The following is a 26,317-nucleotide window of genomic DNA, read 5'->3' as shown; positions in this document are numbered from 1 at the left end:
TCGTCCGGGCCGGTCGCGGATCCGTGCTCGGCCCAACACGAAGCCGGGCTGCCCCGTGGGGACAGCCCGGCTTCGCGGTAGGTGTCAGACGATCGAGAACAACAGGGCCGCGACCGCGAAACTGACCACCGACAGAATGGTTTCGAGAACCGTCCAGGTCTGCAGTGTCTGCTTCACCGTCATGTTGAAGTACTTCGCGATGATCCAGAAGCCGCCGTCGTTGACGTGGCTGAGGATGATCGAGCCCGCCGCGATCGCCATGGCGATCAGCGCGATCGACATCTGCGAGTAGCCCTGCTCGGCCACCAGCGGCGCGACGATGCCGCCGGTGGTGACGATGGCGACCGTGGCCGATCCCTGGGCGATGCGCAGTCCGCAGCTGATCAGGTAGGCGAGCACGATGATCGGCAGTCCCGCCGCCGACATCGTGTCGGCCAGGGCCGTGCCGATGCCGGTGGCCGAGATGACCTTGCCGAAGAAGGCGCCTGCGCCGACCACCAGCAACACCATGGCGACCGGCTTGAGCGACTCGGCGGTGATGGTGCTCAGTTCCTGCACCGTCGAGCCGCGCCGGATCCCGAGGAGGTAGAACGCGACGAGCACGGTGATGAGCAGCGCGACCGCCGGGGTGCCGAAGAAGGTGAGCACCTGCAGCAGCGTCGAATCCTTGTCCAGCAGCTGGTAGCCGAATGTGGCGCCCAGGATCAAGACCAGCGGGATCGCGATGATGCCGCCGATCAGCGCGACCGAGGGCGGCGATTTCGTGAGCACCGCGGTCCCACCCGAACCGTCGGCCTGCTCGGGCTCGGGCTCGGGCTCCAACGGAACGAACTCCTCGGGCACCGACACCTGCACGCGCTTACCGATATAGCTGCCCCACACGATGCCCGCGGCGATGAAACCCGGAATGCCACAGACGAAGCCCATGAGAATCAGCCAGCCCAGACTCACCCCGAGCAGCCCACCGAGCGCGACGGGGCCGGGGTGCGGCGGCAGGAAAGCGTGCGTCATCGACAGACCGGCGAGCATCGGCATGGCGTAGAGGACCAGCGAGCGCCCGCCGCGCTTGGCCGCGACATAGACCAGTGGCGCGAGCACAAAGATGCCGATGTCGAAGAACACCGGGATGCCGAAGATGAGCCCGAGCAGGCCCATCGCGACCGGAGCGCCCTTCTCGCCGAACATCTTCAGCAGTTTGTCGGTGAGAACATCGGCACCACCGGATCTTTCGAGGATCGCGCCGAGCACGGTTCCCAGACCGATGATCACCGCGATGTGACCGAGGATGCCACCGAAGCCTGTTTCCAGCAGTGATTCACCGGCTTTCAGCGGTGTGCCGACGATCTGGGAGATCGGCAGCCCGGCGGCCAGCGCCAGCAGGAGTCCGGTCAGCAGCAGCGCGACGAACGGCTCCAGTTTGACCTTGATGATGGCGATGAGCAGGACAGCGATCGCGAGACCGCACAGCACCAGCAACCCGGGGGTGGTGGTGCGCAACCAGTCGATGGTGGCGCCCATGGAAAACCTCTCAATCCAGCGAATGAACGAAATGCGCGGCTTTGGAGCCGATGTGGGACCAGCGCGCGGCCTCGACGTCGGCCGGGGCGACCACTTCGGTGCCCGCGGTGACGGCGATCGCGCCCGCTCGGAGGAAATCGCGGGCGTTGTGGGAATTGACGCCGCCGGAGGGGATCAGGAACATGTGCGGGAACGGCCCGAGCAGATCCTTGAAGTACTGCGGGCCGAGCGCGCGAGCCGGGAAGATCTTCACCGCCGCCGCCCCCAGCTCCGCCGCGGCGAGCACCTCCGACGGCGTGAACGCGCCCATGATCACCGGAATCGTGTGTGCCGCTGCCACTTCGGCGACCTCGGGGCGCAGCGCGGGCGTCACCAGGAAGCGGGCGCCGACCTCGATGGCCGCTTCGGCCTGCGCACGGGTGGTGACGGTGCCGACCCCGATCACGGCGTCGGTGACCGCGCTCGCCTTGCTGATCGCGTCGAGCACACCGAGAGTGGTGAAGGTCAGTTCGACCGCGCGAATACCGGCGCCGGCGAGCGCTTCGGCCAGCGCGGCCGGGTCTGGGATATCGGGGGCGCGGACCACGGTGAGGGCACGATCCGCGCGGATCACGTCCATGGCCTCCGACGACGAGCTCAGCAACGGGTTCATCGGGTTTCCTCCTTCGTGGGGTCCAGGCGCAGGGAGCGACCGGCACGCACGCCGGTCGCGGTGCCGTTCTCCAGCGCGAATTCACCGTTGACCAGTACGTGCTGGATGCCACGGGCCTGCTGCTGGGGATGCTCGAATGTCGCCGTGTCGTGGATCGTCGCCGGATCGAAGACGACCAGGTCGGCGGCATAACCGGGCCGGACGAGGCCGCGTTCGGCCAGGCGGAGCCGGGCGGCCGGGCGGCCGGTGAGGTGATGCACGCAGTCCTCGAGATCGAGCACACCCAGTTCCCGGACATAGCGCGACAGATAGCGCGGGAAGGTGCCCCAGGCGCGCGGGTGCGGTCGCGCGCCGACGAGCAGGCCGTCGCTGCCGCCCATGTGGCCGGGGTCGACCATGATGGCGCGCACGTTCTCCTCGTGGCCGACGTGCTGCAGGATCGTCGTGGCGAGCTGGTCGCGGCGCAGCAGGTCGAAGAACACCTCCGCCGGGGCGGTGCCGCACTCGGTCGCGAGCTCGGCGACGGTGCGGCCCACCGTGTCCGCGAGCGCGTCGTCGCCGACGCCGCTGATCTGGATGGTCTCCCATTCGACGGTGACGCCGTGGCAGCCGTCGGAGCCGTTGACGTCGACATCTTCGGTGATCCTGGCGCGCTCGGCCGGATCGTCGAGCCGAGCGAGTGCGGCGTCGGGACCGCCCGACATCGCCCAGCTGGGCAGCAGTGCGGACAGGGTGGTCGAGCCGGGCAGATAGGGGTAGGTGTCGAGGGTGATGTCGCAGCCGTCGGCGCGAGCCGCGGCGAGCATCGCGAGGAATTCCGGTGCGCGGCCGCGGTTCACGCCGAAGTTCATGGTGGCGTGGGTCAGGTGCAGCGCGCAGCCGGTCGCTGTCGCCAGGCCGATCATCTCCGCGTAGGCCTCGAGCGCGCCCGCGCCGTAGGAGCGGGTATGCGGTGCGTAGAAGCCGCCGTAGGACGCGACCACCGAGCACAACGCGGCGAGTTCGCCGGTGTCGGCATACATTCCGGGCGTGTAGGTGAGACCGCTGGACATGCCGACCGCGCCCTGGTCGAACCCCTCGGCCAACAGCGCGCACATCCGGTCGATCTCGGCGGCGGTGGCGACCCGCTGCTCGCTGCCGACCACGAGCATGCGCAGCGTGCCCTGGGGGACGAGGTAGGCGGCGTTGGGCGTGATGCCCTGATCGAGGCGGTCCAGGTATTGCGCGACGGTGCGCCAGCTGAAGTCGAAGTCCCCCGGGTTACCGTTCCAGCCCGCGATCTGCTTGCGTACCACCGCGAGTGCGGCATCGTCGATCGGCGCGTAGGACAGCCCGTCCTGGCCGATCACCTCGGTGGTGACGCCCTGGGTGATCTTCGGGAAGTGATCGGGATGGGTGAGCAGGTAGAGGTCCGAATGCGCGTGCATGTCGATGAATCCGGGCGCGAGAACCGAACCAGGCTGCACCGGAACGACTGTCGCACCGGAGTCGACGGTGCCGGGTGGCGCGATGTCGGCGATGCGGCCGTCGCGGACCAGCACATCGCCCCTGGTGCGTGGGGCGCCGGTGCCGTCGACGATGTCGATGTCACGAAAGAGCAGGTGCGTCATGGTCATCCGTCAGAAGTAGGTGCGGATCAGATCGATCACGCGCGGATCGGGCGCGTCGACGCTGTCGATCACCGGGATCAGGCGCCACTTGTCGAATGCGGTGCACGGGTGTGAGAGACCCAGGCGCACGACGGAGCCGACCGGGAGATCAGCCGCGTCGGCGCCGGGCAACCGCAGGAAGGTGTGCTGATCGTTGAGCGCGGTGACCACCGCGTTCGGTGGAAGAGTGCCGCCGACCACCAGTTGGGGCACCGGCAGACCCTCGTCGAAGGGGAAATCGCGTTTGCCGCCGTCGAGCAAGGCCAGCTCCGGTTCGGGCCGCGAGACCACCCTGGCCCAGCCGTGCATGGCGGACCGGAGGCCGGGCCCCTTCGCGGGCGCGGCGAGCGGGGAGATTCCCGCGTAGAAGCCGTCGTCGTGGACAACGTAAGCGCCACTGCGCAGAACCACTGTGGTCGGCACACCGCGCACACCCTCGGGGTCGGCCAGTCCGGCGAGTTCCTCGACCACGAGCTCGGGGTAGGCGCTGCCGCCCGCGGTAACCACCGCCGGGCCCGAATAGGCTCCTGCCGCAACGAGTTCAGTGTGCAGCGCGGCCAGTTCGCGCAAATAGCCGCGCACCGCCGCGACACCCTCGACGCTGCGATCGTGAGCCAGCGCGCCCTCGTAGCCCGCGACTCCGGCCAGGCTCAGCCGCTCGCTCGCACCGATGGCGGCGGCGACCGCGTGCGCCTGGGCCCGGGTGCGGGCTCCGGTGCGGCCGTGCGGTCCCCCCAGCTCGACCAGCACGCGCACCCGCGAACCCGCAGCGGTCTCGCGCAGGATCTTGTCCATCAGTTCGACGGTGGCGACGCCGTCGGCCCAGCAGTACAACTCGAAATCTGCCTCGCGTGCGGATTCCGCTGCGGCCCAGGCCAACCCGACCGGGTCGAGCAGGGTATTGGCGAGCATGATCCGGCCGACACCGAACGAGCGCGCGAGCTGCGCCTGCCACGCGGTGGCCACGGTGATCCCCCACGACCCGGCCACGAGCTGCTCGCGCCACAACTGCGGCGCCATCGTCGTCTTGCCGTGCGGGGCGAGCGCCACGCCCGCCGTGGCGGTCCACTCGGCCATGAGGTCGCGGTTCGCGTCGAGCCTGCCGCGGTCGAGGGTGAGCAACGGCGTCTGCCACTGGTCGAGTCGCGGTGCGCCGGCGAGATATTCGCGCACGGCGCTGCCCCACGCCGCGGGCGGCGCGCTCTTGTCGTGGGGTCCGAGCAACTCGTCGGCGAGGGCGTCCACGACGTCGTTGTCGATGATCACAGCATCCCTTTCTGTCGACCGAGCCCGGGATGGCGGCTCGATCAGTCATATCGAACAAACATTGCACATTATGCAACGGTGGTTGCGCTGAATGTTTCTGCTCGTTATTGTGCATCTCGAAGGCAGTGACCGCAAGCACGAAAGGGCGAACAAGGTGACCCAGGCAACATCCACTCCGCCCAGGGCGGTCACTGTCGGCGAGGGGCTGGCCGTGCTGATCGCGGGCGCGGGCCCCCTGGAACTGTCCGCGCGGTTCGATCGGGGCGCGGGCGGCGCGGAGGCCAATGTGGCCGTGGTGCTCGCCCAGCTCGACGTGTCGGCGGCCTGGCTGTCGCGGGTCGGCGACGACGGATTCGGGCGATATCTGGTCGCCGAGCTCAGTGCGCAGGGCGTGGATGTCGCGGCGGTCGCGGTCGACCCGATGCGGCCCACCGGCCTGTACGTCAAGGAACGTGGTGCGGGCTCCGGCCTGGCCAACGATCTGGACGCCGATGCCAGCCGCATGCACTACTACCGCACGGGTTCGGCTGCCAGCGCACTGTCGCCCGCCGATCTCACGGACCGGGCGGAGTTGCTCGAGGGCGCCGATCTCGTGCACTTCACCGGCATCACCCCGGCGCTGTCGGAATCGGCGACCGAACTCACCCGCGCGCTGCTCGCCAGGCCCCGTCGTGCGCTGGTCAGCTTCGACCTGAATTACCGTCCGGCAGTGTGGGGTTCGCGCGTCGACGAGGCCACCGACGAACTCGCCGCGTATCTTCGCGGCGCCGATGTGGCGTTCCTCGGCGCCGACGAGGCCGAGGAGATCTTCGGCACCGGCGAACCGGCCGCCCTGCGCGCGTTGTTTCCCGAACCCGCCCAGCTGATCGTCAAGAACGACAAGCACACCGTCACGGGATTCGACGGCGACTCCTCCATCGAGGTGCCCGCGTTGACACTGGAGATCACCGAGCGCATCGGCGCCGGCGACGCCTTCGCCGGCGGTTATCTCGCCGCACTGCTACACGGCGCCGACCTGCGCACCCGCCTTCGATACGGCCATCTGTGCGCGGCGGCAGCGCTGACCGCGACCGGCGATTCGGCGAAACTGCCACCGCCCCAAGATATTCAGCGCCTGGCGCTGCTTCCTGACGATATCTGGGCCACGCTGCGCTATCCGGCGGCACTGGATGAAACGATCAGCGTATGAGTCAAAGCGTGTCGCGGGCCCTGTCCATTCTCATCGCCCTCGGCGAGAACTCGCAGTCCCTCGACGAGTTGGCTGTCCGGCTCGGCGTCCACAAGTCGACAGTGCTGCGCATACTGCAGACCATGCAGGCCGATCGGTTCGTCGTGCGCGACAACGCGCACCGCTACTCGCTCGGCACCCGCATGTTCGAATTGGCCAGTCGCGCACTGGAGAACCGTGACGTGCGCACCGTAGCCCGCCGGCATCTGAGTGCGCTGGGCGCGGCCACCGGGCAGACCGTACACCTGGCCGCCTACGAATCGGGCGACGCCGTCTACATCGACAAGGTCGACGCCGAGCAGGCGGTGCGGATGTACTCGCGGATCGGCAGGCCCGCGCCCCTGCACTGCACCGCGGTCGGCAAGGTGCTCGTCGCCGCGCTGCCACGCAGCGAATGGGCGGCAGTGGCAGCCCGATTGGACTACCACCCCTTCACCACCCGTACCCTGCGCACCCCCGAGCAGTACCTGACCGAATTGAAACTCGTTGCCGCGCAGGGCTTCGCCGAGGACCACGAAGAACACGAGAGCTTCGTCAACTGCATCGGCGTCGGCGTCCGCGACGGCATCGGTGCCGTCGTCGCCGCCGTGTCGGTCTCCGTTCCCGACGTGCTGCTCGACCATGACCAAGTGCTGGCACTGTTGCCGCAGCTCAGGGCGACGGCCGACGCCATCTCCACCGAACTCGGCTGGGACCCCCGCCGAGACGTCACCGCGAGGAAAGGCTGAACCCATGTCCGACAAGACCGCCGTGCGCACCTCCGACGCCCCGGCGCCCGCCCACACCTTCTCCCAGGGTGTACGCAAGGGCCCGTTCGTCCAGGTGTCCGGCCAGGGACCCGTGGACCCCGAGACCAACGAGTACCTGCATCAGGGCGATGTCGCCGCCCAGACCACGCGCACCCTGATGAACGTCAAGGCGATCATCGACGCGTCCGGCGCCACCTTCGACGATGTGATGATGCTGCGTGTCTACCTCACCAAGCGCGAGGACTTCGCGATCATGAACGAGGCATACGGCGAGTTCGTCACAAAACACACCAGCAACGGCGTGCTGCCCTCGCGCACCACCGTTTTCACCGGCCTGCCGCGCGCGGAGATGCTGGTCGAGATCGACGCGATCGCCGTCGTAACCGGCTGAGCCACCGCGAATCCCGCCATGTCGTGGACGCCGTCGGCGCATCGTGTTGAGATGGGGTCGCCCCCGCACGGGGGTGTTCACCCCGTTCTACCCGAGGATCAGCCTATGTTCGCCAAGATCGCCCGCCCGCTCGCCGTCGCCGCCCTCGCCCTGTCCATGACCGGGATCGGCGCCGCAACCGCATCGGCCGCCCCCGCACAGCCGGTCGTCGGCTCGGTGTCGATCTGCACCGGCATCCCGGTCGGGCCCTTCACCATCAGCGTCTGCCTGTAGCCGCTCACCCGAGTTGCCGCTACCCCGAGTTGCGCAGCGCGGTGGCCAGGCCGTTCATGGTGAGCAGGATGCCCCGCTTCACCAGTTCGGAATCGTCCCCGCCGCGCAGCCGGGCCAGCAGGTCGACCTGGAGCTGGTTCAGCGGCTCCAGGTAGGGGAAGCGGTTGTGGATCGACTCGGCCAGCGACGGGTTGTCGCTGAGGAGTTCGGCGTGGCCGGTGACCGCGAGGTACATGCGGACGGTGCGGGCGTGTTCGTCGGCGATCATGGCGAAGATCTTCGCGCGCAGTGTTTCGTCGGTGACGAGCTCGGCGTAGCGGGCGGCGATGTCGAGGTCGCTCTTGGCCATCACCTGGGCCAGGTTCGACAGCACGGTATTGAAGAACGGCCACCGCTGATAGAGGTCGGTGAGACGCGCGAGGCGGGCCGGATCGTCGCCGACCCAGTCTTCGAGCGCGGTACCGGTGCCGTACCAGCCGGGCAGCATGACCCTGGCCTGGCTCCAGGCCATCACCCAGGGGATCGCGCGCAGGTCCGAGACCGAATTGGTGGGTTTACGGGAGGCGGGGCGGCTGCCGATATTGAGGTCGCCGACCTCGGCGACCGGGGTGGATTCGCGGAAGTACTCGACGAAGCCGGGGGTGTCGTGCACCAGGTTCGCGTAGGCGGCGCGAGCGCGGGCGGCGAGGTCGTCGAGGAGTTCGTAGGCCGGTTCGGCGTCGTCGCCGAGACCTTCCACGTCCAGTAGCGTCGACTCCAGGGTGCCCGCGATCAGCGACTCCAAATTGCGGTGTGCCGCACCGGATTCGGAGTATTTCGCGGCGATCACCTCACCCTGTTCGGTCAGTCGCAGCGAACCCCGCACCGCGCCCGCGGGCTGCGCCAGGATGGCGTCGTAGCTGCGGCCACCGCCGCGACCGACGGTGCCGCCACGACCGTGGAACAGCCGCAACCGGATACCCGACTTCCTGGCCACCTCCACCAGGTCCAGTTCCGCGCGGTAGAGCGCCCAGTTCGCGGCGAGATATCCGCCGTCCTTGTTGGAATCGGAGTAGCCGAGCATCACTTCCTGGCGCATGCCCGCCGCCTCGACCAGCTCGCGATAGACCGGAACCTCCAGCACCGCGGCCAGCGTCGACGCACCGGCGCTGAGGTCCTCGATGGTTTCGAACAGCGGAACGATGCCGACGGGACAGCTCGGCGCGGTGTCGGCGGTGCCCGGATCGAGAATGCCGGATTCCTTCAGCAGCAACGCCGCTTCGAGCATGTCACTGACCGAGGTGCACATGCTGATGATGTAGTTCGGGACGGCGGCGGCACCGAAGGTATCGATGACCTCCTTGGCGGCGCCCAGAACCCCGAGTTCCTTGGCGGCGAGTTCGCTCAGCTGCGCGTTCGGCCCGAGAAGTGGTCGGCGCGTGCGCAATTCCGCGGCGAGCAGCTCCACCCGCTGGGCTTCGGACAGGCTCGGATAGTCGGGATGCACGCCCGACCACGCCAGCAGTTCGGTGACCACCTGCTCGTGGACCTCGGAGTTCTGGCGCATGTCCAGGCCCTGCAGGTGGAAACCGAAGGTCTCGATGGCGTGGCGCAGCGCGGCGAGACGGTCGTCGGCGAGCAGTCCGTCGCCGCTGGCGCGCATGGACTCGTCGATCGCGTCGAGGTCGTCGAGGACCGATTGCGGCGTCGGATACGGCGCGGCGCCGGTGTCGAGGCCGTGTTCGGGCAGTTCACCGAGCGCGAGCTCGGCAGTGGCACTGAGCCGGGCCCGAATCGCGTGCAGCGCACGGCGATACGGCTCGTCGGCGAACAGGCCGGGGTCGGGGTAACCCGCTGCCGCGAGTTCTGCGACCCGGGGTGTCACCTGCACCAGGCGGGCCGATTGCGACAGGGTCTTCTCGAGTTCGACCAGCTCGTCCAGGTAGCGGCCGAAGGCGTAGGCGGCGGCCTGCTCGGCGGCGGTGTGCACGACTTCGGCTGTCACGAACGGGTTTCCGTCACGGTCGCCGCCGATCCACGAGCCGGGGCGCAGGATCGGGCGCGGCAGGAGGTCTTCGGCGGGCCAGCGCGTCCGCAGCGCCGCGCGCACCTGCGCGTTGATCGCGGGGATCACGTCGTAGAGGGTCAGATCGTAGTAGCGCAGACCGACGGAGATCTCGTCCTGGATCCGCAAGCGCGCCAACCGGATCAGCGCCGTGCGCCACAGGGTGAGCACTTCGCGGCGGATCCGCTGTTCGGATTCGTCGAGGCCGGGCTCGCCGGGTTCGAGGCGCCGGCGCAGGCGCATCAGCTCGGTGATCTTGGACTGCACGTCGAAGACGGTGCGCCTGCGGGTTTCGGTCGGATGCGCCGTGATCACCGGGGAGACGAGCGCGTCGGTGAGCAGGTCGGCCACCACGGTGCCGTCCAGGCCGGCCGCGTCGAGTTTGTCGTAGGTGGCGGCCAGGGAGGAGTCCTGGGGTGGTTCGCCCGCCGCCACGTGCACGGCGCGGCGTCGATCACGCTGGATGTCCTCGGCCAGGTTGGCCAGCAGCACGAAGTAGCTGAACGCCCGGATCAGCGGGATCGCGACCTCGGTGGGGGTGCCGTCGAGCATGTCGGCGACGGCGCTGCGCTCGACCTCCTCGCGGCGCACCCGGAACGCCTCGATGCGGACGCGCTCGATCAGATCGAACACCTCGGGACCTTCGTGGTCGCGGATGGTGTCGCCCAGGATGCCGCCGAGGAAGCGGATGTCCTCGCGCAGCGGCCGGGTAGCTTCGGGTTCCATCTCGATTCGCGATTCGCCCATGGTCGAACAGTATTGCCGCCGGGCCGCGGGCGCGACCCGACGCCGCACCCGCACCGCATGTCGCGCTCAGCCGTGGTGGCGAGCGGTGAAGCGGATCTGATTGCCCCACGGGTCACGGAACGCGCAGTCGCGGCCGTATTGCTGGTTCACGATCTCCTGGGCGACTTCGGCCCCGGCGTCGCGGATACGGGTGAAGGTGGCGTCGATGTCGTCGGTGGCGAAGATGACGGTGGACTGGGCACCGCTGTCGATGCGCGCGAGCGCGGCCGCCCGGTAGGCGGGGTCGGGGGCCATCTCCGGGACCTCGAGCACGAATTCCAGGTTCTTCTGGTCGACCGGGCCGACCGTCAGCCAGCGCGTGTTGTCGCCGAACGGCATGTCGGTGCGGACCTGCAGGCCGATCAGGTCCCGATAGAAGGTGAGGGCCTGGTCCTGGTCGCCCACGAGCAGCATGACGTGGGTGAGGGAGAGATCTTCGCCGTGGCGCATCCGGTCTCCTTGGGTCGGGCGTCAGCGGTGCGCAGGCGCCTGCGTTCCAGCGTAGCCAGCGAACCTAGAGTTGCCGGATGACCCGCGCCGGATTGCCCGCCGCGAACACCCGGTCGGGCAGATCGCGGGTCACCACGCTGCCCGCGCCGACCACCACGTCGTCGCCGATGGTCACACCCGGGCACACGATCACCCCACCACCGAACCAGGCATTGTTCCCGATCCGGATCGGCGCCGCCGATTCCCAGCGCTGCCTGCGCTTTTCGTGATCCTGCATCGGATGCAGCGCGGTGAGCAGCTGACAGCGCGGCCCGATCGAACAGTCGTCGCCGATGGTGATCGGCGCGCAGTCGAGCAGGATCGCGTCGTAGTTGAGGAAGCTGTTCGCCCCGATCTCGATCAGGTATCCGTAGTCACACTGGAATCGCGGCATGATCCACGAACCCTCCCCCAGCTTGCCGAGGAGATCACTCAGCAACTCGGTGCGCCGCCCGGTCTCGTCGGGCCCGGTGCGATTGAACTCGTCGCACAACCGTTGTGCCCGTTGCCGTTCGGCCACCAGTTCCGGATCGTTGTCCTTGTACAGCTCCCCGGCCAGCATCCGCTGCTTCTGTTCGCCCACCCCGCCGAGTGTAGGGGTGGGCGAACACGGCGCGTTCGACCTACTTGGCCGGGTCGACCTCGAAGGTCTTGGCGATGTCGTCGAGGACCGCGTGGGCGCCGGTGAGGCCGACCGAGGTCAGCCAGACCAGGTCGTCGACCGGGGTGACCTTGCCGCGCAGCTGGTTCCACAGCGGGTTGGCCTCGGCGGCCGCCTTGCGCTGTGCGGCGGCGTCCTCGCCGTTGCTGGTGAGGAAGACGTAGTCGGCGTCGGCGTCGAGGAGCCGCTCAGGGCTGAGGGTGATCGAGAAGTCGTTCTTGGGGTCGTCGGACTTGTCGAGCTGGTTCAGACCGGCGTCGGCGAAGATGTCGCCGACAAAGCTGACCCGCTGCATCAGCCGGTCTTCCTTGGGCAGGAAGCGCAGTAGCGACACGGTCGGCGCGTTGCCACCGTTCTTCGCCTTGATCGCCGCCCCGATCTTGGTGGCACGGTCCTGGTATGCCGCCAGCTTGGCCTGCGCCAGGTTCTCCTTGTCGACCGCCTTGGCGAGCAGCAGCAGGTTCTCCTTCCAGGTGGCGCCGGTGGTCTGGCTGAACACGACCGGCACGGTGCCCGAACCGAGCTTGATGCCCTTGAACTGCTCGTATTGCTTCTCGTGGCGCACCTTCGCCGACACGATCAGATCCGGCCGGGCGCCGGCCAGTTTCTCGATATCGGGGGTCTGCAGATTGCCGATGTTCACCGCTCGCCCGCCGCAGGTCTGAGCGGCCGCGCCGAGGAACGCGGGCAGCTTCTCGCCCATGGACTGGTAGGTCGTGTACGCGACGACTTCGGTGTTCAGCACCAGGGCGGCGTCGACGAACGTCTGATCCAGCGCCGCGACCCGAACCGGTCGGGTGGTGATGGTCGCCGGGTCGACGACCGTGCCGACATTCGTGCCCGCCTTGTCCTTGACCGCCCCGGCCTCGATGGTGCGCGGGTACGCGCCGCCGTCGAGGTTGCTCGCGGTATCGCAATCGCTGCTCGCGGCGCCGGTGGCCGACCGGTCCTGGCCACACGCGGACAGGCTCAGGACGGCGGCGGCGACTGCCGCGGCGGCGGCGAGCCGACGGCTCAGTGGGGTGTTCATCGAGGTCTCCCGAGTGGTTCAGAGTTCTTTAGGGTTGCTAACCTAGCGAAGCCTTACCTAATTACCAACTATGAAGAGGGACAGTGCCCGCATCGCCGCCCGGAGTCGTGTTCGCCAACACACGGTCTCGCCGGTTGCTACTCATCGCCGGACTCTTGGCCGCGGTGTTCGCGACCGTCCTGCTCAGTTTGGCCATCGGTTCCAAATTCATTGCTCCCCTTGATGTTCTGCACGCACTCGGCGGCACGACCGACACCGAGACCGGCGCCATCGTCAACGGTCTGCGCCTGCCACGCACGCTGCTGGGGGTCCTCGCCGGTCTCGCGCTCGGCATCGCGGGCGCGGTGATCCAGGGTCACACCAGAAACCCTCTCGCCGACCCCGCGCTGCTCGGCATCACCCAGGGCGCGGCGCTCGGCATCGTCCTGGCGGTGATGATCGGCGGCATCTCCAGCCTGTTCGGCTACGTGTGGTTCGGCTTCGCCGGCGCGCTGATCGCCACCATGACCGTGTTCGTCATCGGCGCGACGGGCCGCGGCGGACCGACCCCGGTGACCCTCGCCCTGGCGGGCGCCGCCGTGAGCTACCTGCTGCAGGGCCTGATCTCGGCGGTGGTGCTGTTCGACACCGACGTCACCGACATCTACCGCTTCTGGAAGGCCGGTTCGCTGGTCGGATCCAACCTGGACCTCCTCGGTAAGGCCACCCCGTTCATCCTGGTCGGGATCGTCCTCGCGCTGGCCAACACCTCCGCGCTCAACGCGCTCAGCCTCGGCGAGGACACCGCCCGTGCGCTGGGCCATCGCGTTTCCCTGGCACGCGCCGTCGGTATCGGCTCGATCGTGCTGCTCACCGGCGCGGTCGTGGCGATCGCGGGACCGCTCGGCTTCGTCGGGCTCGTCGTCCCGCACCTGGCCCGCGGTATCACCGGGCCCGACTACCGCTGGCTGGTCCCGGTCGCCGGGTTGCTCGGCGTGGTCATGGTGCTGGTCGCCGACATCGCGGGGCGGCTGGTGCTGGACAAGGGCGAACTTCCGGCGGGCATCATGCTGGCCTTCGTCGGCGTCCCGTTCTTCATCGTGTTGGTCCGCCGCCGAAAGCTGGTGAGCATATGAGTACCGTCCGGGCGGTCCGGCTGGGACCGGTGTCCTGGCAACTGCGACTGCGCACGACGGCGGTCCTGGTCGTCGGGCTCGCGATTCTCGGCGCCGCGAGTTGCGTCGCGCTGGCGCTGGGCACCTACACGATGCCCGACGGCGGTCCGGTCACGCCGTGGGACGTGCTCGCGGTGCTCGGCGGTGGCGGCGACGACGGCCTGGCCTATGTGGTGTGGGATCTGCGGCTGCCGCGGATTCTCACCGGGGCGCTGGTCGGCGCGGCACTGGCGCTGTCCGGCGCGATCACGCAGGGCATTGCCCGAAACCCGTTGTCCAGTCCCGATATTCTCGGCGTCACGGCGGGCTCGAGCGTGGCCGCGGTCGCGGTGATCGCGCTGTCGGGCAGCCGTGGCCAGATCAGCGGCGCCGCCGCCGAGATCGGGGTGCCGGTCGCGTCCATGCTCGGCGGCCTACTCGCCGCGCTCGGCGTTTTCCTCCTGGCCTGGCGCGGCGGTATCGAGGGCTATCGGCTCGTGCTCGTCGGTCTCGGCGCCGGTTCGCTGCTGTCCAGCGTGACCTTCTGGCTCCTCAGCGTCGGCGACGTGGATATCGCGACGCGGGCGGTGACCTGGCTGACCGGCAGCCTCAACGGCAGCAGCTGGATCCAGGTGACACCGGTGGCGATCGCCCTGGCCGTCCTGGTGCCGGTCGTCCTCGGGGGCACCCATCTGCTCGGCGCGCTGCATTTCGGCGACGACACCGCCCGCTCACTCGGCGTGCGGCTCAACGCCGCCCGGCTGACGCTCCTGGTGCTGGCCGTGTTGCTCGCCGGAGTCGCCACCGCCTCGGCGGGCGCCATCATCTTCATCGCGCTCGCAGTGCCGCAGGTAGCGCTGCGTCTCACCGGTTCGGCACAACCACCGCTGCTCACCTCGGTGGTGCTCGGCGCGGCCTTCACGGTCGCCGCCGATCTGGTCGCGCGCACCCTGCTGCCCGCCGGCGAACTGCCCGTCGGGGTGATCACCGCTGTCCTCGGCGCGCCCTATCTGATCTATCTGTTGATGCGGCGCAATCGCGTCGGGAAAGCGGGCGTGTGATGACCGTTCGGCTGCAGGCCAGCGAGCTGACCCTCGGCTACGGGCCGACAACCGTCGTGGACGGTCTGGATCTGGACATCACCGGTGGCACCGTCACCGCGGTGATCGGGCCCAACGGGTGCGGCAAATCCACCCTGTTGCGCGCGATGGCCCGGCTGCTGCGGCCCGCCGGTGGTCATGTCCACCTGGACGGCAAACGGATCGACCGCATGTCGACCAAGGAAGTGGCACGCGTGCTGGGCATCCTGCCCCAATCCCCGCTGGCTCCGGAGGGTCTCACCGTCACCGACCTGGTCGCCCGCGGCAGGCACCCGCACCAGCGCTGGTACCGCCAGTGGTCCGACGACGACGAAGCCGCCATCACCGAGGCGCTGACCTGGACCGACATGGTCGAGTTCGCCGATCGCTCCCTCGACGAGTTGTCCGGCGGCCAACGCCAGCGCGCGTGGATCTCGATGGCGCTGGCCCAGAACACCGACCTGCTCCTGCTCGACGAACCCACCACCTTCCTCGACCTCGCCCACCAGATCGAGGTTCTCGACCTGGTCCGGCGCCTGCACGCCGAAGCGGGCCGGACGGTGGTGATGGTGCTGCACGACTTGAATCTCGCCGCGCGGTACGCGCATCGACTGGTCGCGATGCGCGCGGGCCGGGTGGTTGCCGCGGGTACGCCCGCCGAAGTGCTCACCGAGGACGTGGTGGCGCAGGTGTTCGGACTGCGCGCCAAGGTGATCGACGACCCGGTCACCGGCACTCCGCTGGTGGTCCCGATCGGCCCCGTCGACGCCGGCGCCTCGACCGAATCCTGAACAGTAGGGTCATGGGGTGACCTCTGGGCGGACTCGACACAACTACACCGGCACCTCGGTCGCCGAACGACAGGTCGAGCGCCGGGCGCTGTTCATCGACGCGGGACTGACCGTGTTCGCGGAGAAGTCGTACGCCAACAGTTCGCTGACCGATGTGTGCGCGGCCGCGGGGCTGTCGCGTCGGCAGTTCTACGAACAGTTCGCCGGGCGCGAGGAACTGCTCGTCGCGGTGTACGACTCCGTGCAGGACAAGGCCGGGGCGGCGGTGGCCGCCGCGCTGGCAGCGGCGGACTCCGACGAACTGCGCACGCTGATCGACGCGGCCGTGCGGGCGTACACGACGGCGATCACCGACGACATCCGATGCGCCAAAGTCGCTTTCGTCGACATCGTCGGGGTGAGCCCCGAGATCGAGGCGTATCGGGCGCAGGTCAGGGATCGGTGGGGCGAGGTGGTCACCGCGATCGCGGCCGGTCGCGACGGGGTACGGATGCCGCCCGGCGGCTGGCGGGTGCCGATGGCGGCGTTCATCGGGGCGGTGAACGGCGCCGTGCACCAGTGGAGCCTGGACGACCCGAGACCACCCGTCGACGAACTGGTCGACGTGTTCTCCACCATCCTGAACAGCCTGATCTCAGCGACGCCCCCTGGCGTGTGATTGCGATCTGCGCCACACCCATGTCATAGTTGCCGCTATTGAGACGAAGGCGTCTCAATTCATGTGAGGACTGTGCGCGATGAGATCTCCCTTCGTTCAGCGATGGCTTGCCCTTGCCACCGGTGTGCTCGCGGCGGCAACGGTGATGACCGCCGGGCCGGTCGCGGCCGAGCCGCCGGCGGCGCCCCCGCCGGTGATTCCACTACCGCCCGAATGGGATCCGGGCTTCTACCTACCGCCCGCGGACGTGGTGGCGGCGACCGCGCCGGGTGCGATCATCGCGGTCCGGCAGGTGCGGGTCGCCGATTTCGGTCTGCTGCCGATCGATGTCGACGCATGGCAGGTGTCGTATCGCTCCAACAACAGCCGTGACGAGGCGATCCCCGCGGTCGCCACCCTGATCAAGCCGCGCGGGCAGGCGCCGAACCCGCGCAAGCTGCTGTCGGTGCAGCTGGCCGAGGACTCGACCGCGGGCTACTGCGCACCCTCCTATGCGCTGCAACATCTCTCGGCGGCCGCGGTGGCGGGCCAGATCGTGGTGCCCGCCGAGTTCCTGTTCGCGCAGGCAGCGCTGTCACAGGGCTGGGCCGTGGTCGTTCCGGACCATCAGGGCCCCGATTCGGCCTACGCGGCCGGACCGCTGGCGGGCCGGATCACCCTCGACGGCATTCGCGCCGCGACCAACTTCGCCCCGCTCGAGGCGGGACCGACCGCACCGGTGGGCCTCTACGGCTACTCCGGCGGTTCCATCGCGACCGGTCACGCCGCCGAACTGCACAGCAGCTACGCGCCCGAACTGAACATCGTGGGCGCGGCAGAGGGTGGGATCGGGGCCGATCTCGGCGCCGCCTTGAGCATGGCGAACAACCAGGCGACCTCGGGTCTGGTGTTCGCCGCCGTGCTGGGACTCACCCGCGAATATCCCGATTTCGCCGCCTACCTCGATCAGCGGCTCGATCCGCTCGGCAAGGCCTTGTTCGCGATCAAATCGCCGCTGTGCGTGCAGTATCAGTCGGCGCTGCTGCCGTTTCTGAATCTGACCGGCATGATCGGTTCCGACGGTAATCCTCTCGACGATCCGCCGGTCGCGGCAATGCTCGACGACACCCGCATGGGCAAGTCCGTCCCCGGCATGCCGCTGTTCGTCTGGCATTCCGCGTGGGACGAGATCCTGCCGCTGGCCGCCACCGACACCTTGGTCGACACCTACTGCCGCGATCCGAACACCTCGCTGACCTACACCCGCGACCACGCCAGCGAACACATCGTCGCGGAAGTGGTCGGCGGTCCGGCCGCGCTGATCTGGCTGCGCGACCGCCTCGACGGCGTCCCGGCCGCTGCCGGCTGCACCACCTCCGACGCGGGCACCATGGCCGCGACCCCCGGCGCCCTGGACTTCCTCGGCGACTCGCTCGCCGCGAAGTTCGCGTCCCTGTTCGGCATGCCGCTCGGGAGCCGCTGACTCGACGAATCGGCGAACTCGGCGATACACATTGACGTTCGATGTTGATTTGTATCATACTCGCCGAGTTCGTCGATCATGAGCAGGAGGTGCCCCGTTGACCGACAACGCGCGGGCCGCGCTGGAGATTCTTCGCGATGCGAGCCAGTTCAAGTGGTATGTCATTCCGCTGTTACTGGTGGTCATCTACATCTACGCGGTCGAAGTCGAGCGGCGTAACTGGAATGTGCTGTTCGCCGGGCTCGCGCTGTGGGGCATGGACTGGTTCAACGAGATCTGGAACGCGCTGGTCTTCCACTTCACCGCGCGGGCGCCGGTCTGGGCGGCGAGCGGACCGACGGCGTACCAGATCCTGATCGGGCTGAACATCGAGATCTGCTTCATGTTCGCGATCATGGGCATCGCGGCCGCGAAGATGTTGCCGCCGAAGGAAACCCGGATCTTCGGGCTGCCGAACCGGCCGGTGCTGATCGCGATCAACTCGATCGCGGCGGTGGGTGTCGAGATACTGCTCAACAAGGCCGGCGTGCTGACCTGGGATTGGTCATGGTGGCAGCCCGGCTTCCCGTTCCTGATCTGGATCATCGGGTACGTGCCGTTCTTCGCGGCCTGCTTCTTCGTGCACGATCTACCGAGCGTGCGAAGCAAGGCGCTGGTGGTCGGCACGATCTTCGGGATCGACGCGATCGCCCTGATCGGTTTCGGCGCGGCGGGGTGGCTGTGAGGCCCGGGCACGCCGTCCGGCGTACAGCGGTGATCGCGGCAGCCGGACTGGTATTCGCCGGAGTGACAACACAATCGGCGGCCATCGCCGATCCGGGGTGTCTGGCGGTGGGTACGGTCGGCACCCCGGAGGTGAGCGTCGACGCATCCGACGCCGGACTGGCGGCGTTCGCCCCGGCAACGGTCGCGCTGCCCGAGCAGGTGTATTTCCGCACCACCACCGAGTCGTTCAACCGCCGCTGGACCTTCGCCACCCGCGACGGTCAGGTGTACGTGAAACCGGCTGCCGCGCCGGGTGGTTGGCGCATGATCGCGCTGCCGGGCTGCCTGGCGGGCACGATCGCCGGTGTCTCGGCCGACGACGACGAAGTGATGATGATCGACCGCGACGGCCGGTTCGTCACGATGGATCACGCACTCAGCGCTCCCGCGGACTGGAACTGGAGCAGCCGCTACGGCGCCCCGCTGTGGACCGGGCCCGGCAACACGCTGCCGCCGGGCGCGCCGGCCTGGTCGTGGTCGGTGTTGTCGCCCACCGAGGATCACGTGTGGACAGATACCGCGGGCAACGAACACCCCGTCGGCGGGGCGAAGGTGTCGCACGTCTTCGCGCTGACCCACGGCGGTCAGCGGATCCAGTACGTCGACCCGTGGCTGCCGGTGGACCACAGCTACGAGATGAGCACTCCGCTCGGTGGGCGGTTCCAGGCTGTCGCGTTGTCCACCAGCGCGTCGACCTCGCTGGTCGTCAACCGGTACGGCGACTTCTACACGCGCCTCTACGATTTCGACATCTCCGGCGCGGACAAGGTCTTCTTCCGCTACTCCTACGAGGACCAGCGCGGCCTACCCGAAGCGCCGGACATGCTGTCGGAGCGCATCGATTCTCGCTACGCCGCCATCCAGCTGCCCGCACCGGACTGGGTCGCGCAGCCGAAGGTGCCCGGTGAGATCACCGACCGCATCTCCGTCCACCGGACCGGGCCCGGCTCGGCGACGCGAGAGCTGCGCGTCGAAGGGCGCGACGGTGGCCGGACCGGGTTCTGGCGCAAGATGCTCACCGACGCGTCGTGGACCTTCGTCGTCACCGATCAGCCGCTTTCCGGTGCGGCACTGGAGAACTCGCCGGTGCACCGCGCTCACGAGACGCTCGGTCCTGTGTCCGAATACGACTACCAGGGCGTTTCGGCCCAGGGGTGGATCGCGCGGATCCAGTCCTTCGATCCGGCCGTCTCCCCCACACCGCTGCGGATCGAATTCGGTGACGGGAGCGGGCTGGACGTCGTGCTGCACACCGTCGACGGCTTGCGGCAGACACCGCAGCAGCCCGGGATCACCGCGCAGCCGCGGTTCTTCGACGGGACCATCGAAGTGCCGCGGGAACTTCTCGCCTCGGTAGACGCGCAGCCGAGCACCGTGCGCGACTTCCTGCGGAACACGCTGGGCGCCAAGCGATTCACCGACACCTCGGTCGATGTCACCGACACGCGGTTCCACCTGGCCCTGTCGGACCTCACACTGCATCGACGCTGACCGGTGCGACGGGAGGTGGGCTCAGCTCACCTCCCGCTGTCGAGGTTGGACGCGGTGCAGCAGGACCTGTTCGAGCAGCGCGACCAGGACATCGCGCACGGAGTCGCGGTCGCGGGCATCGCAGTCCAGCACCGGGATCCAGTCGTCGAGGCCGAGCGCTTCACGGACTTCACCGAGATCGAAGCGGGTCGCGTCGGCGAAGCGGTTCACCACCACGACGAAGGGCGTGTGGTGTTCTTCGAAGTAGTCCAGGACGGGGTAGCAGTCTTCGACCCGGCCGGTGTCGACGACGATCACCGCGCCGAGGGCGCCGTCGACCAGGTCGTCCCAGAGGAACACGAATCGATCCTGGCCGGGAGTGCCGAAGAGGTAGAGGATCAGCGACCGGTCGAGGGTGATCCGGCCGAAGTCCAAAGCCACTGTGGTCGCCGTCTTTTCGGCACGGCGACCGGGGTCGTCGACACCGATGGAGACCTCGGTCATCGACGCTTCGGTGACCAGTGGCTCGATTTCGGAGATGGCGCCGATGAAGGTGGTCTTACCGACGCCGAAGCCGCCGCTGATCACGATCTTCACCGACGACGGCATGGCTGGTGCCTCAAAGTGCGCGGACAAGGTCGCGGATCCTCTCGATGGCGGCGGTCGACAGTTCCGGCGCGTCACGGACGGTCACATGCCCCGCCGCCGCCAGATCGCTGACGATCACCTTGGCGATGCCGACCGGAACCCGCAGGGCGGCACCGATTTCGGCGATGGAGTGCGGCGTCAGACACAGCTGCACCACGGTGCGTTCTTCGAACCGCAGCGGCGCCGACAGTGCGGACGGCGGTGCCTGGACGAGGGTTTCGATGCGCAGGCCGTCCAGCACCGGGACGGTGCGGCCCGCGGTGACCACGAACGGGCGAACGAAGCGGTCGTCGACATCGTCGTGGTCGGTGGGGGTCACCGGCACCGACGGGACGAGACCACGCCACCCCGCCGGCTGGTTCATCGGGATCATGCGCGGGTCCGGCAGCCGCGGGAGATCGAAATCTCTCATCTGCGCAACGACTCTCGCAATTCGCTGATCAGCAGCGGGTCCAGCAGCGATCCGGCGCGTTCGGCGAGGATCGCCATCTCGTAGCCGACCAGGCCGACATCGCAGCCGCCGTCGGCGATCACGCCGAGGCAGCTGCCGTCGCCCAGCGCCGACACCAGCAGGAAGCCGCGCTTCATCTCGATCATGATCAGTTTGAGGCCGTCGAAATCGTAACTGCGCGAGGCACTCCGGGCGAGGCTGGACAGGCCCGACACCATCGCGGCGAGCCGGTCGGCACCGGTGCGGTCGAGTCCGTCCGACATCGCGATCAGCAGCCCGTCGGAGGAGACGGCGACGGTGTCGCGCACGCCGTCGGTATTGCGGACGAAGTTGCCGAGCAACCAGTTGAAGGTGTGTGGATCGGCGGTCGGTAGGTGGGTGGTCACCGGGTCTCCTGGGGTCTTGTCCGATCGGTCAGCGGGTGGGATCGAGTGGAGCGGAAGGGGATTCGGTCTCGCCGCCGCGTTCGTGGCCGGTGCGGAACGAGGAGAGCATGCTGCGGGTCTGGTCGGGGGTCCGTTCGACAACCGGGGGCCGGGCCGGGCCTGCGGCCGGATCGCGGCGGGGCCGCTCGGGCGCACCGGTGATCTTGGCGCGCTTGCTGCGTTTGACCAGGCCGTTGCGGGTGCGTTCGACGGCGGGTGCGCCGATGGACTCCACGGCGGGCAGTTCACGCGATGGCGGTACCGGCGAGCTGGTGTGTCCTCGGGCCTGCCCCTCCGAGCGTTCCGGGGCTACCACGCCGTAGTGGTCCTCAGCCGACGCCCCGTTGGGGGCCGCACCGTTGCGCGGACGCGCGGAATCGGTGGAACTGCTGAGGAACTGCGCGTAGACGGAGCCGGTGGACGAATGGTTCGCCGCGGCCGGACCACTGCCGTTGGTGCTGTTGCCGGCTCTCGATTCCGGATTCCGGCTGTGCCGCGACCGCCCGTTGGTGCCGGTCGGCGACGCCGAGCCACCGCGGATGGCGTGCGACGTCTCGCCGAGGAAGCCGACCGGTCGATCATCGCTACGGTCCGCACCTGGCACGCCGGCCGGGGTCACGTGGTGTCCCGGTGTCGCCGAACCGATCGTGGCCCCAGCGCCCGCAGGTGCCACCACGTGACCCACGGCGACCGAGGTGTCCGTGCGCTCCAGGGTTGCGGGTTCGGCCAGATCCTGACTTGCGGGGCCGCGGGCGGCGCCCTCTCGCAGATCCGCTGCCTGCCCGGCTTTTCCGTCGGCGAGCAGCGACGGCGGGAGGAGCAGGCGGGCGACAATGCCGCTGACCGGTGACGTGTTCAGTTCCACGTCGATGCCGAGGCGCCCCGCCAGCCGACCGACCACGTAGTGGCCCAGGTAGCGGGTGGAGGCCACGATGAAGTCCTGCTCGCCGCGCAGCCGGGCATTGGCTTCGGCGAGTTGCTCGGCGGGCATGCCGACGCCGTGATCGACGACGGCGAGCAGGTAGCCGCCCGCGACCTTGCGGCCGTACACCTCGACCTCGAGATCGGGCGGCGAGAAAGCCAGCCCGTTCTCGATGAGTTCGGCCAGGATGTGCGCCAGTTCGCTGACGACGGCGCCGGTCACCGCGATGTCGTCGATCCGGCGCAGCACCACCCGCCGGTAATCGTCGACCTCGGACAGCCCGGCCCGGATCACGTCGGTGAGCGCGATCGGCTCGGCCCACCGGCGCGGACTCGCCTCGCCGACCAGCACCAGCAGACTTTCGGCGTTGCGCCGCATACGGGTGGCCAGGTGGTCGAGTTCGAACAGGTTCGACAGTGCCTTCGGGTCGAGCTCCTCGCGTTCGAACTCGCTGATCAATCCCAGCTGACGGCGCACCAGGTTCTGATTGCGGCGGGCCAGATTCGCCATCGATTCGGTGGTGTTGCGCCGCACCAGCGCCTGCTCGGAGGCGAGGTCGAACGCGGTGGTCTGCACGCGATCCAACGCACCCGCGACAGCGGCGATCTCCACGCTCGCGCCGGGAGGCGTGCGCACGGAGGCGGGCGGATCGGGTTGGGCGTCGGCGGCACTGTGCCAGGCCGCGATCACCTCGGGTAGCCGGGTGGAGGCGACGTCGTCGGCTTCGGTCGCCAGCTGGGCCAGGGGGCGGACGATGGCCCTGATGCTGGCGAAGACGAGCGCGAACTCGGCGGCGATCGCCAACAGCGCGGCCAGCGCGAAGGCGGCCAGCATCAGCGCGGCGTCGCGGCGCAGTGTCTCGGCCCGCGCGCCGACGTCGTCGCCGATGACCTGCTGGACCCTGCGTTGCTCGTCGATGACCGCGGTCATCTGCGTCCACCACACGGCCGGGTCGACCTGCTGAACCAGCGGTCCCAGCGTCGAGGCGATCGCGATGTTCTCCGATTCGGTTGCCCGCGTGGCGTTCTCACTTGCCAGCACCGCGTCCAGACGTGCCTGCTGGGCGGGCGTCGCGTCGTGGCCGAAGGCGGTGAGCGCGGCATTGCGGGCAGCGCGGATGTCGAGGAACTGCACGTACTCCCCCGGCGCGAATTCTCCGGCGGCGAAAACGCCGTTGAGGAAACCGCGTTCACGAGCCGCGAATTCCTTCGCGTCACCGAGCGCGTAGAGCGCTTGCAGGCCGTGCCGGACGGCCGGGTCACGCGCCTGGTCGAGACCGAGCGAGAGACGGTTCAGCGCGTCGATGCCGTCGGTGTAGAACTGGAACGCCGCCTGCCGGGTGACATTGCGATTGTCGACCTGGGAGCGGATCGCGGGCAGACCCGCCAGATGACCCAGCGCCGAGCGCACCTCCCCCGCACCGGGCGGGTTCCCCACGACGGCGTTCACCAGGGCATGCAGGGCGGCGTCGGTACCCGTGCGCTGGTCGGTGACGGGCTGGCGCAGGCGCTGATCACCGCCGAGCAGACCGTTGCTCAGACCGCGTTCGCGCTGCACCTGCTGCACGAGGTCCTGCGCGGCCAGCGCGACCGCCACCGCGTCCACGGTCTCCCCGCTGCGGCGGTAGGCGCTGACCTGTGTCGACATGGTCAGCCCGAGCAGTGCGAGCACCAGCACCAGCGACACCACCAGGATCCGGGCGAGCTGTCCGGAGATGGTGCGCGGCCGGATCAGCCCGGCGCCGGCCCGCTGCCCTCGAGCGCCGCCATCCGATCGGGTTCCGGTCGGGTTCGGCCGGGAACGTGCACGCACACCTACTCCTTGGCAATGCCACCGCAACGTCGGTCACGGTGGCTCACGGAAAGTCAGGTGCAAACTTGCACTCCGCGCAGTGCGCGGTCAATGCGGAACGGTGTAAAGCAGCAATTCGTGCACTGATCTAAACATGCCGGAAATCCAGCGGGCTTTGTGTAGCCGAATGCTCACAGCCGCACCGGCGGCGAGTTGGTCGGCCGGTTCACTGCCGGATACATACAGGTCACCAGAGAGCGTGACACACAGCACATGTGATGCGGCCGATCAGAAGCGGCAATTCGAATGCTCGACATCACTACCGGTTGCGGCGATGTCACGCAAATCGAGAAGCAAAGTCGTATCGATCAATTCGCGTTACCGAACGGTATTCGAGAGAATTACTCGCCGCCGAGAATTCCCAGCACCTGATCGGAGTAGAAGAACGGCTCGAGCCGCTCCCGGATCAGCCCGGCCAACACACCGTTGCGCTTGGCCGCCTCGATGACAGCCGGCCCGTAGCGCAGGATCTCGGTACTGATGTCGTCGGCATCGAGACCGAGTTCGGGCAGCATCGCCGAGAGCGTGTGGTCGCTGTACCTGGCGTAGAACACCTCGACGCACTCGCGCACGAGCAGGCCGAAGTACTCCTTCTCCCTGGTCGTCACCGCGATCTCGTAGCAGATCTGGACCAGCTCGTTGAGGTCCTTCTGGGTGAGGTATTCGCGCAGGCCCGCGACGGGTTCGTCGGCGTGCAGGTCCCAGAATTCCATCGCCGCCGAGTGCACGGGCGCGTCGCGCAGCATGTCGCGGATGGCGTTGTTGGTGCGCTTGAGCGCGAACAGCGCGCCCTTGCCCGCGAGGTCACCGACGAAGGTGCTATCGGCGGCGACCTTCTTGGCCCGGTTGGCAGCGGACTGACCCAGCGACATCAGCGGGGAGACGCCCGGGATCTTCTCGGCGCGCTCGCGATTGGCCTGCATGAAATCGCCGATCAGCTTGTCGACGAAGCGCGAGGCCACCGTGGCGACGAGCGGGCTCTCGGTGAGCCGGTCCAGGATCCGCTCCTGGGCCTGGTGCATGCCGAAGATCTTCTCCAGCAACGCTTCCACCGGTTCGCGGTCGACCACGTCGCCGAGGGTGTATTCGGTGTTCGAGGCGATGTGGTCGTAGATGGCGTCGGAGAAGATACCGACGGTATCGGCGATCACGGGGCTGCCGCCGATGCGGTCGAACACGGTGGCCACCGTCTGCTCGCCCTGTTCCAGGGAAACCACGTCACCGAACCTGATCGACTCGCCGACGGCCAGCACGGCGGCCACATCGCGGGCGATCACCTCGGCGAACCGTTCACCGGTCACCTCGGCGAGCAGGAATTCCACCTGCGCATCGAGTAGTCGGTCGGCGATCTGGCGCGCCTGCGTCATCTGTGTGTCCACCCATCACGTCGTTACCGGAAGGGAGGACGCGTGGCTACTTCTCGCCGGAATCGTTGCCCTGCACCGATTTCCGGATCTGATCCAGCCGCTCACGCGCGGCCTTCTCCCGCGCCTCCCATTGCTCGTCGACGCTGCGACCCGCGGGAGTCTGCCGGTCGAGCTCGTCCATTCCCTGCGCGGTGCCGAAACGCTGCTCGACCTTATCCCGAACCGAGTCGAATGTCGGCACTCCGGAAGTGGAATATCCGCCGGTGGCGGTGGGTGCGCCGGTCACCGGTAGCCCGGACGGTACCGGCGGTACCGGCATCGCGCCTCCGACCTGCCCGGATGCGACGGGCACCACATCCGCGTCGATGACGTTCGTGTCCAGAGTCACAGGCGATCCGGTTTCGGCATGACCGATCTCAGCCTGGGCCAGCGCGGCGGCGACCGCGCCGAGCCCGGGGCGTCCGGCGACCGCGGCGCGCAGCACCGACACCAGCTCGTCGTCGGGCAGCGCAGCCAGGCGGCCGAGGAGTTCGCTCGTTTCGCTCATACCGCCAGGCTA

25 protein-coding genes are annotated in these 26,317 nt (G+C 68.5%); 11 read left to right on the top strand and 14 right to left on the bottom strand.

Translation table 11 applies throughout. The features are described from left to right. Nucleotides 1-84 precede the first annotated feature (84 nt). Genes ACFVVI_RS32025 through ACFVVI_RS32010 form a run of 4 tightly spaced genes read right to left on the bottom strand, consistent with a single transcriptional unit; the run spans nt 85 to nt 5,085 of the window. On the bottom strand, nt 85-1,518 hold the full coding sequence (locus ACFVVI_RS32025; RefSeq protein ID WP_387448153.1) for a GntP family permease: 1,434 nt from the start codon (nt 1,516-1,518) through the stop codon (nt 85-87). 10 nt (nt 1,519-1,528) lie between these two features. Further along, entirely contained in the window at nt 1,529-2,170 is a 642-nt protein-coding gene (locus ACFVVI_RS32020) for a bifunctional 4-hydroxy-2-oxoglutarate aldolase/2-dehydro-3-deoxy-phosphogluconate aldolase (RefSeq protein WP_387448151.1), read from the bottom strand. Next, on the bottom strand, nt 2,167-3,780 hold the full coding sequence (locus ACFVVI_RS32015) for an amidohydrolase family protein (RefSeq protein ID WP_387448149.1): 1,614 nt from the start codon (nt 3,778-3,780) through the stop codon (nt 2,167-2,169). The genes ACFVVI_RS32020 and ACFVVI_RS32015 overlap by 4 nt, the downstream gene beginning before the upstream one ends. Before the next feature lie 9 nt (nt 3,781-3,789). Continuing rightward, complete coding sequence (locus tag ACFVVI_RS32010; RefSeq protein WP_387448147.1) at nt 3,790-5,085, bottom strand: amino acid deaminase; 1,296 nt, start codon at nt 5,083-5,085, stop codon at nt 3,790-3,792. A gap of 154 nt (nt 5,086-5,239) precedes the next feature. Here ACFVVI_RS32010 and ACFVVI_RS32005 point away from each other — a divergent pair, with 154 nt between their 5' ends. The 4 genes from ACFVVI_RS32005 (at nt 5,240) to ACFVVI_RS31990 (ending at nt 7,726) form a co-directional block, all read left to right on the top strand. Then, nucleotides 5,240-6,274 (top strand): sugar kinase, encoded by a 1,035-nt coding sequence (locus ACFVVI_RS32005; RefSeq protein WP_387448145.1) that lies wholly within the window; start codon nt 5,240-5,242, stop codon nt 6,272-6,274. Continuing rightward, nucleotides 6,271-7,041 carry an IclR family transcriptional regulator gene (locus ACFVVI_RS32000; protein WP_378994190.1) on the top strand — a complete coding sequence of 257 codons (771 nt, stop codon included), beginning with the start codon at nt 6,271-6,273 and terminating at the stop codon, nt 7,039-7,041. Before ACFVVI_RS32005 ends, ACFVVI_RS32000 begins: the two co-directional genes overlap by 4 nt. 4 nt (nt 7,042-7,045) lie before the next feature. Next, a complete protein-coding gene (locus ACFVVI_RS31995) occupies nt 7,046-7,453 on the top strand; it encodes a RidA family protein (protein ID WP_378994188.1) in 408 nt (135 codons plus the stop codon). Between the two features lie 105 nt (nt 7,454-7,558). Beyond that, nucleotides 7,559-7,726 carry a hypothetical protein gene (locus ACFVVI_RS31990; protein ID WP_387448143.1) on the top strand — a complete coding sequence of 56 codons (168 nt, stop codon included), beginning with the start codon at nt 7,559-7,561 and terminating at the stop codon, nt 7,724-7,726. 19 nt (nt 7,727-7,745) lie between these two features. On the opposite strand, the gene ppc is transcribed toward ACFVVI_RS31990, so the two are convergent. The 4 genes from ppc to ACFVVI_RS31970 form a co-directional block, all read right to left on the bottom strand. Continuing rightward, nucleotides 7,746-10,517, bottom strand: a complete 2,772-nt coding sequence (gene ppc / locus ACFVVI_RS31985; protein WP_387448141.1) for a phosphoenolpyruvate carboxylase — start codon at nt 10,515-10,517, stop codon at nt 7,746-7,748. 66 nt (nt 10,518-10,583) lie between these two features. Beyond that, the gene (locus tag ACFVVI_RS31980) at nt 10,584-11,006 is read right to left on the bottom strand and encodes a VOC family protein (RefSeq protein WP_378994182.1); all 423 of its coding nucleotides are present in this window, start codon (nt 11,004-11,006) and stop codon (nt 10,584-10,586) included. 64 nt (nt 11,007-11,070) lie between these two features. Then, nucleotides 11,071-11,628 (bottom strand): sugar O-acetyltransferase, encoded by a 558-nt coding sequence (locus tag ACFVVI_RS31975; protein ID WP_387448139.1) that lies wholly within the window; start codon nt 11,626-11,628, stop codon nt 11,071-11,073. A 40-nt stretch (nt 11,629-11,668) separates the two neighbouring features. Further along, a complete protein-coding gene (locus ACFVVI_RS31970; RefSeq protein WP_387448137.1) occupies nt 11,669-12,736 on the bottom strand; it encodes an ABC transporter substrate-binding protein in 1,068 nt (355 codons plus the stop codon). Between the two features lie 83 nt (nt 12,737-12,819). Here ACFVVI_RS31970 and ACFVVI_RS31965 point away from each other — a divergent pair, with 83 nt between their 5' ends. From ACFVVI_RS31965 to ACFVVI_RS31935, 7 genes are all read left to right on the top strand, one after another. After that, complete coding sequence (locus ACFVVI_RS31965) at nt 12,820-13,851, top strand: FecCD family ABC transporter permease (protein ID WP_387448135.1); 1,032 nt, start codon at nt 12,820-12,822, stop codon at nt 13,849-13,851. Then, nucleotides 13,848-14,930, top strand: a complete 1,083-nt coding sequence (locus ACFVVI_RS31960; protein WP_379314137.1) for a FecCD family ABC transporter permease — start codon at nt 13,848-13,850, stop codon at nt 14,928-14,930. The genes ACFVVI_RS31965 and ACFVVI_RS31960 overlap by 4 nt, the downstream gene beginning before the upstream one ends. Beyond that, nucleotides 14,930-15,739: an ABC transporter ATP-binding protein gene (locus tag ACFVVI_RS31955; RefSeq protein WP_378661481.1), complete on the top strand. Its 810-nt coding sequence runs from the start codon at nt 14,930-14,932 to the stop codon at nt 15,737-15,739. The genes ACFVVI_RS31960 and ACFVVI_RS31955 overlap by 1 nt, the downstream gene beginning before the upstream one ends. A gap of 16 nt (nt 15,740-15,755) precedes the next feature. Continuing rightward, a complete protein-coding gene (locus tag ACFVVI_RS31950; protein WP_387448133.1) occupies nt 15,756-16,397 on the top strand; it encodes a TetR/AcrR family transcriptional regulator in 642 nt (213 codons plus the stop codon). Between the two features lie 79 nt (nt 16,398-16,476). Continuing rightward, nucleotides 16,477-17,859 (top strand): lipase family protein, encoded by a 1,383-nt coding sequence (locus ACFVVI_RS31945; protein ID WP_387448131.1) that lies wholly within the window; start codon nt 16,477-16,479, stop codon nt 17,857-17,859. A 97-nt stretch (nt 17,860-17,956) separates the two neighbouring features. Then, nucleotides 17,957-18,583 (top strand): hypothetical protein, encoded by a 627-nt coding sequence (locus ACFVVI_RS31940; RefSeq protein WP_387448129.1) that lies wholly within the window; start codon nt 17,957-17,959, stop codon nt 18,581-18,583. Between the two features lie 62 nt (nt 18,584-18,645). Continuing rightward, on the top strand, nt 18,646-20,115 hold the full coding sequence (locus ACFVVI_RS31935) for a hypothetical protein (protein WP_387448127.1): 1,470 nt from the start codon (nt 18,646-18,648) through the stop codon (nt 20,113-20,115). A gap of 21 nt (nt 20,116-20,136) precedes the next feature. Here the strand turns inward: ACFVVI_RS31935 and ACFVVI_RS31930 are convergent, their stop codons facing one another. The 6 genes from ACFVVI_RS31930 to ACFVVI_RS31905 form a co-directional block, all read right to left on the bottom strand. Next, nucleotides 20,137-20,703, bottom strand: a complete 567-nt coding sequence (locus tag ACFVVI_RS31930) for an ATP/GTP-binding protein (protein WP_378994296.1) — start codon at nt 20,701-20,703, stop codon at nt 20,137-20,139. A 10-nt stretch (nt 20,704-20,713) separates the two neighbouring features. Then, entirely contained in the window at nt 20,714-21,154 is a 441-nt protein-coding gene (locus ACFVVI_RS31925; RefSeq protein WP_378994161.1) for a DUF742 domain-containing protein, read from the bottom strand. Beyond that, a complete protein-coding gene (locus ACFVVI_RS31920) occupies nt 21,151-21,579 on the bottom strand; it encodes a roadblock/LC7 domain-containing protein (RefSeq protein ID WP_378637023.1) in 429 nt (142 codons plus the stop codon). Before ACFVVI_RS31920 ends, ACFVVI_RS31925 begins: the two co-directional genes overlap by 4 nt. Before the next feature lie 28 nt (nt 21,580-21,607). Then, entirely contained in the window at nt 21,608-24,352 is a 2,745-nt protein-coding gene (locus ACFVVI_RS31915) for a nitrate- and nitrite sensing domain-containing protein (RefSeq protein ID WP_387448124.1), read from the bottom strand. Between the two features lie 380 nt (nt 24,353-24,732). Next, complete coding sequence (locus ACFVVI_RS31910) at nt 24,733-25,758, bottom strand: hypothetical protein (protein ID WP_387448122.1); 1,026 nt, start codon at nt 25,756-25,758, stop codon at nt 24,733-24,735. A gap of 46 nt (nt 25,759-25,804) precedes the next feature. Continuing rightward, the gene (locus tag ACFVVI_RS31905; protein WP_378994153.1) at nt 25,805-26,305 is read right to left on the bottom strand and encodes a PspA/IM30 family protein; all 501 of its coding nucleotides are present in this window, start codon (nt 26,303-26,305) and stop codon (nt 25,805-25,807) included. Nucleotides 26,306-26,317: the final 12 nt, after the last annotated feature.

The organism is Nocardia sp. NPDC058114 (assembly GCF_042884695.1).
Taxonomy (GTDB): Bacteria; Actinomycetota; Actinomycetes; order Mycobacteriales; family Mycobacteriaceae; genus Nocardia.
The sequence above is the reverse complement of the archived record's forward strand: the minus strand, read 5'-3'. Positions and strand labels throughout refer to the sequence as shown.

What these genes read in the sequence shown, in the direction of transcription:
- ACFVVI_RS31930 (WP_378994296.1), bottom strand. Translation starts at nt 20,703, where the DNA reads ATGCCGTCGTCGGTGAAGATCGTGATCAGCGGCGGCTTCGGCGTCGGT.
- ppc (WP_387448141.1), bottom strand. Translation starts at nt 10,517, where the DNA reads ATGGGCGAATCGCGAATCGAGATGGAACCCGAAGCTACCCGGCCGCTG.
- ACFVVI_RS31945 (WP_387448131.1), top strand. Translation starts at nt 16,477, where the DNA reads ATGAGATCTCCCTTCGTTCAGCGATGGCTTGCCCTTGCCACCGGTGTG.
- ACFVVI_RS31990 (WP_387448143.1), top strand. Translation starts at nt 7,559, where the DNA reads ATGTTCGCCAAGATCGCCCGCCCGCTCGCCGTCGCCGCCCTCGCCCTG.
- ACFVVI_RS32015 (WP_387448149.1), bottom strand. Translation starts at nt 3,780, where the DNA reads ATGACGCACCTGCTCTTTCGTGACATCGACATCGTCGACGGCACCGGC.
- ACFVVI_RS31960 (WP_379314137.1), top strand. Translation starts at nt 13,848, where the DNA reads ATGAGTACCGTCCGGGCGGTCCGGCTGGGACCGGTGTCCTGGCAACTG.
- ACFVVI_RS31910 (WP_387448122.1), bottom strand. Translation starts at nt 25,758, where the DNA reads ATGACGCAGGCGCGCCAGATCGCCGACCGACTACTCGATGCGCAGGTG.
- ACFVVI_RS32025 (WP_387448153.1), bottom strand. Translation starts at nt 1,518, where the DNA reads ATGGGCGCCACCATCGACTGGTTGCGCACCACCACCCCCGGGTTGCTG.
- ACFVVI_RS31970 (WP_387448137.1), bottom strand. Translation starts at nt 12,736, where the DNA reads ATGAACACCCCACTGAGCCGTCGGCTCGCCGCCGCCGCGGCAGTCGCC.
- ACFVVI_RS31905 (WP_378994153.1), bottom strand. Translation starts at nt 26,305, where the DNA reads ATGAGCGAAACGAGCGAACTCCTCGGCCGCCTGGCTGCGCTGCCCGAC.
- ACFVVI_RS32020 (WP_387448151.1), bottom strand. Translation starts at nt 2,170, where the DNA reads ATGAACCCGTTGCTGAGCTCGTCGTCGGAGGCCATGGACGTGATCCGC.
- ACFVVI_RS31925 (WP_378994161.1), bottom strand. Translation starts at nt 21,154, where the DNA reads ATGAGAGATTTCGATCTCCCGCGGCTGCCGGACCCGCGCATGATCCCG.
- ACFVVI_RS31980 (WP_378994182.1), bottom strand. Translation starts at nt 11,006, where the DNA reads ATGCGCCACGGCGAAGATCTCTCCCTCACCCACGTCATGCTGCTCGTG.
- ACFVVI_RS31955 (WP_378661481.1), top strand. Translation starts at nt 14,930, where the DNA reads ATGACCGTTCGGCTGCAGGCCAGCGAGCTGACCCTCGGCTACGGGCCG.
- ACFVVI_RS31995 (WP_378994188.1), top strand. Translation starts at nt 7,046, where the DNA reads ATGTCCGACAAGACCGCCGTGCGCACCTCCGACGCCCCGGCGCCCGCC.
- ACFVVI_RS32000 (WP_378994190.1), top strand. Translation starts at nt 6,271, where the DNA reads ATGAGTCAAAGCGTGTCGCGGGCCCTGTCCATTCTCATCGCCCTCGGC.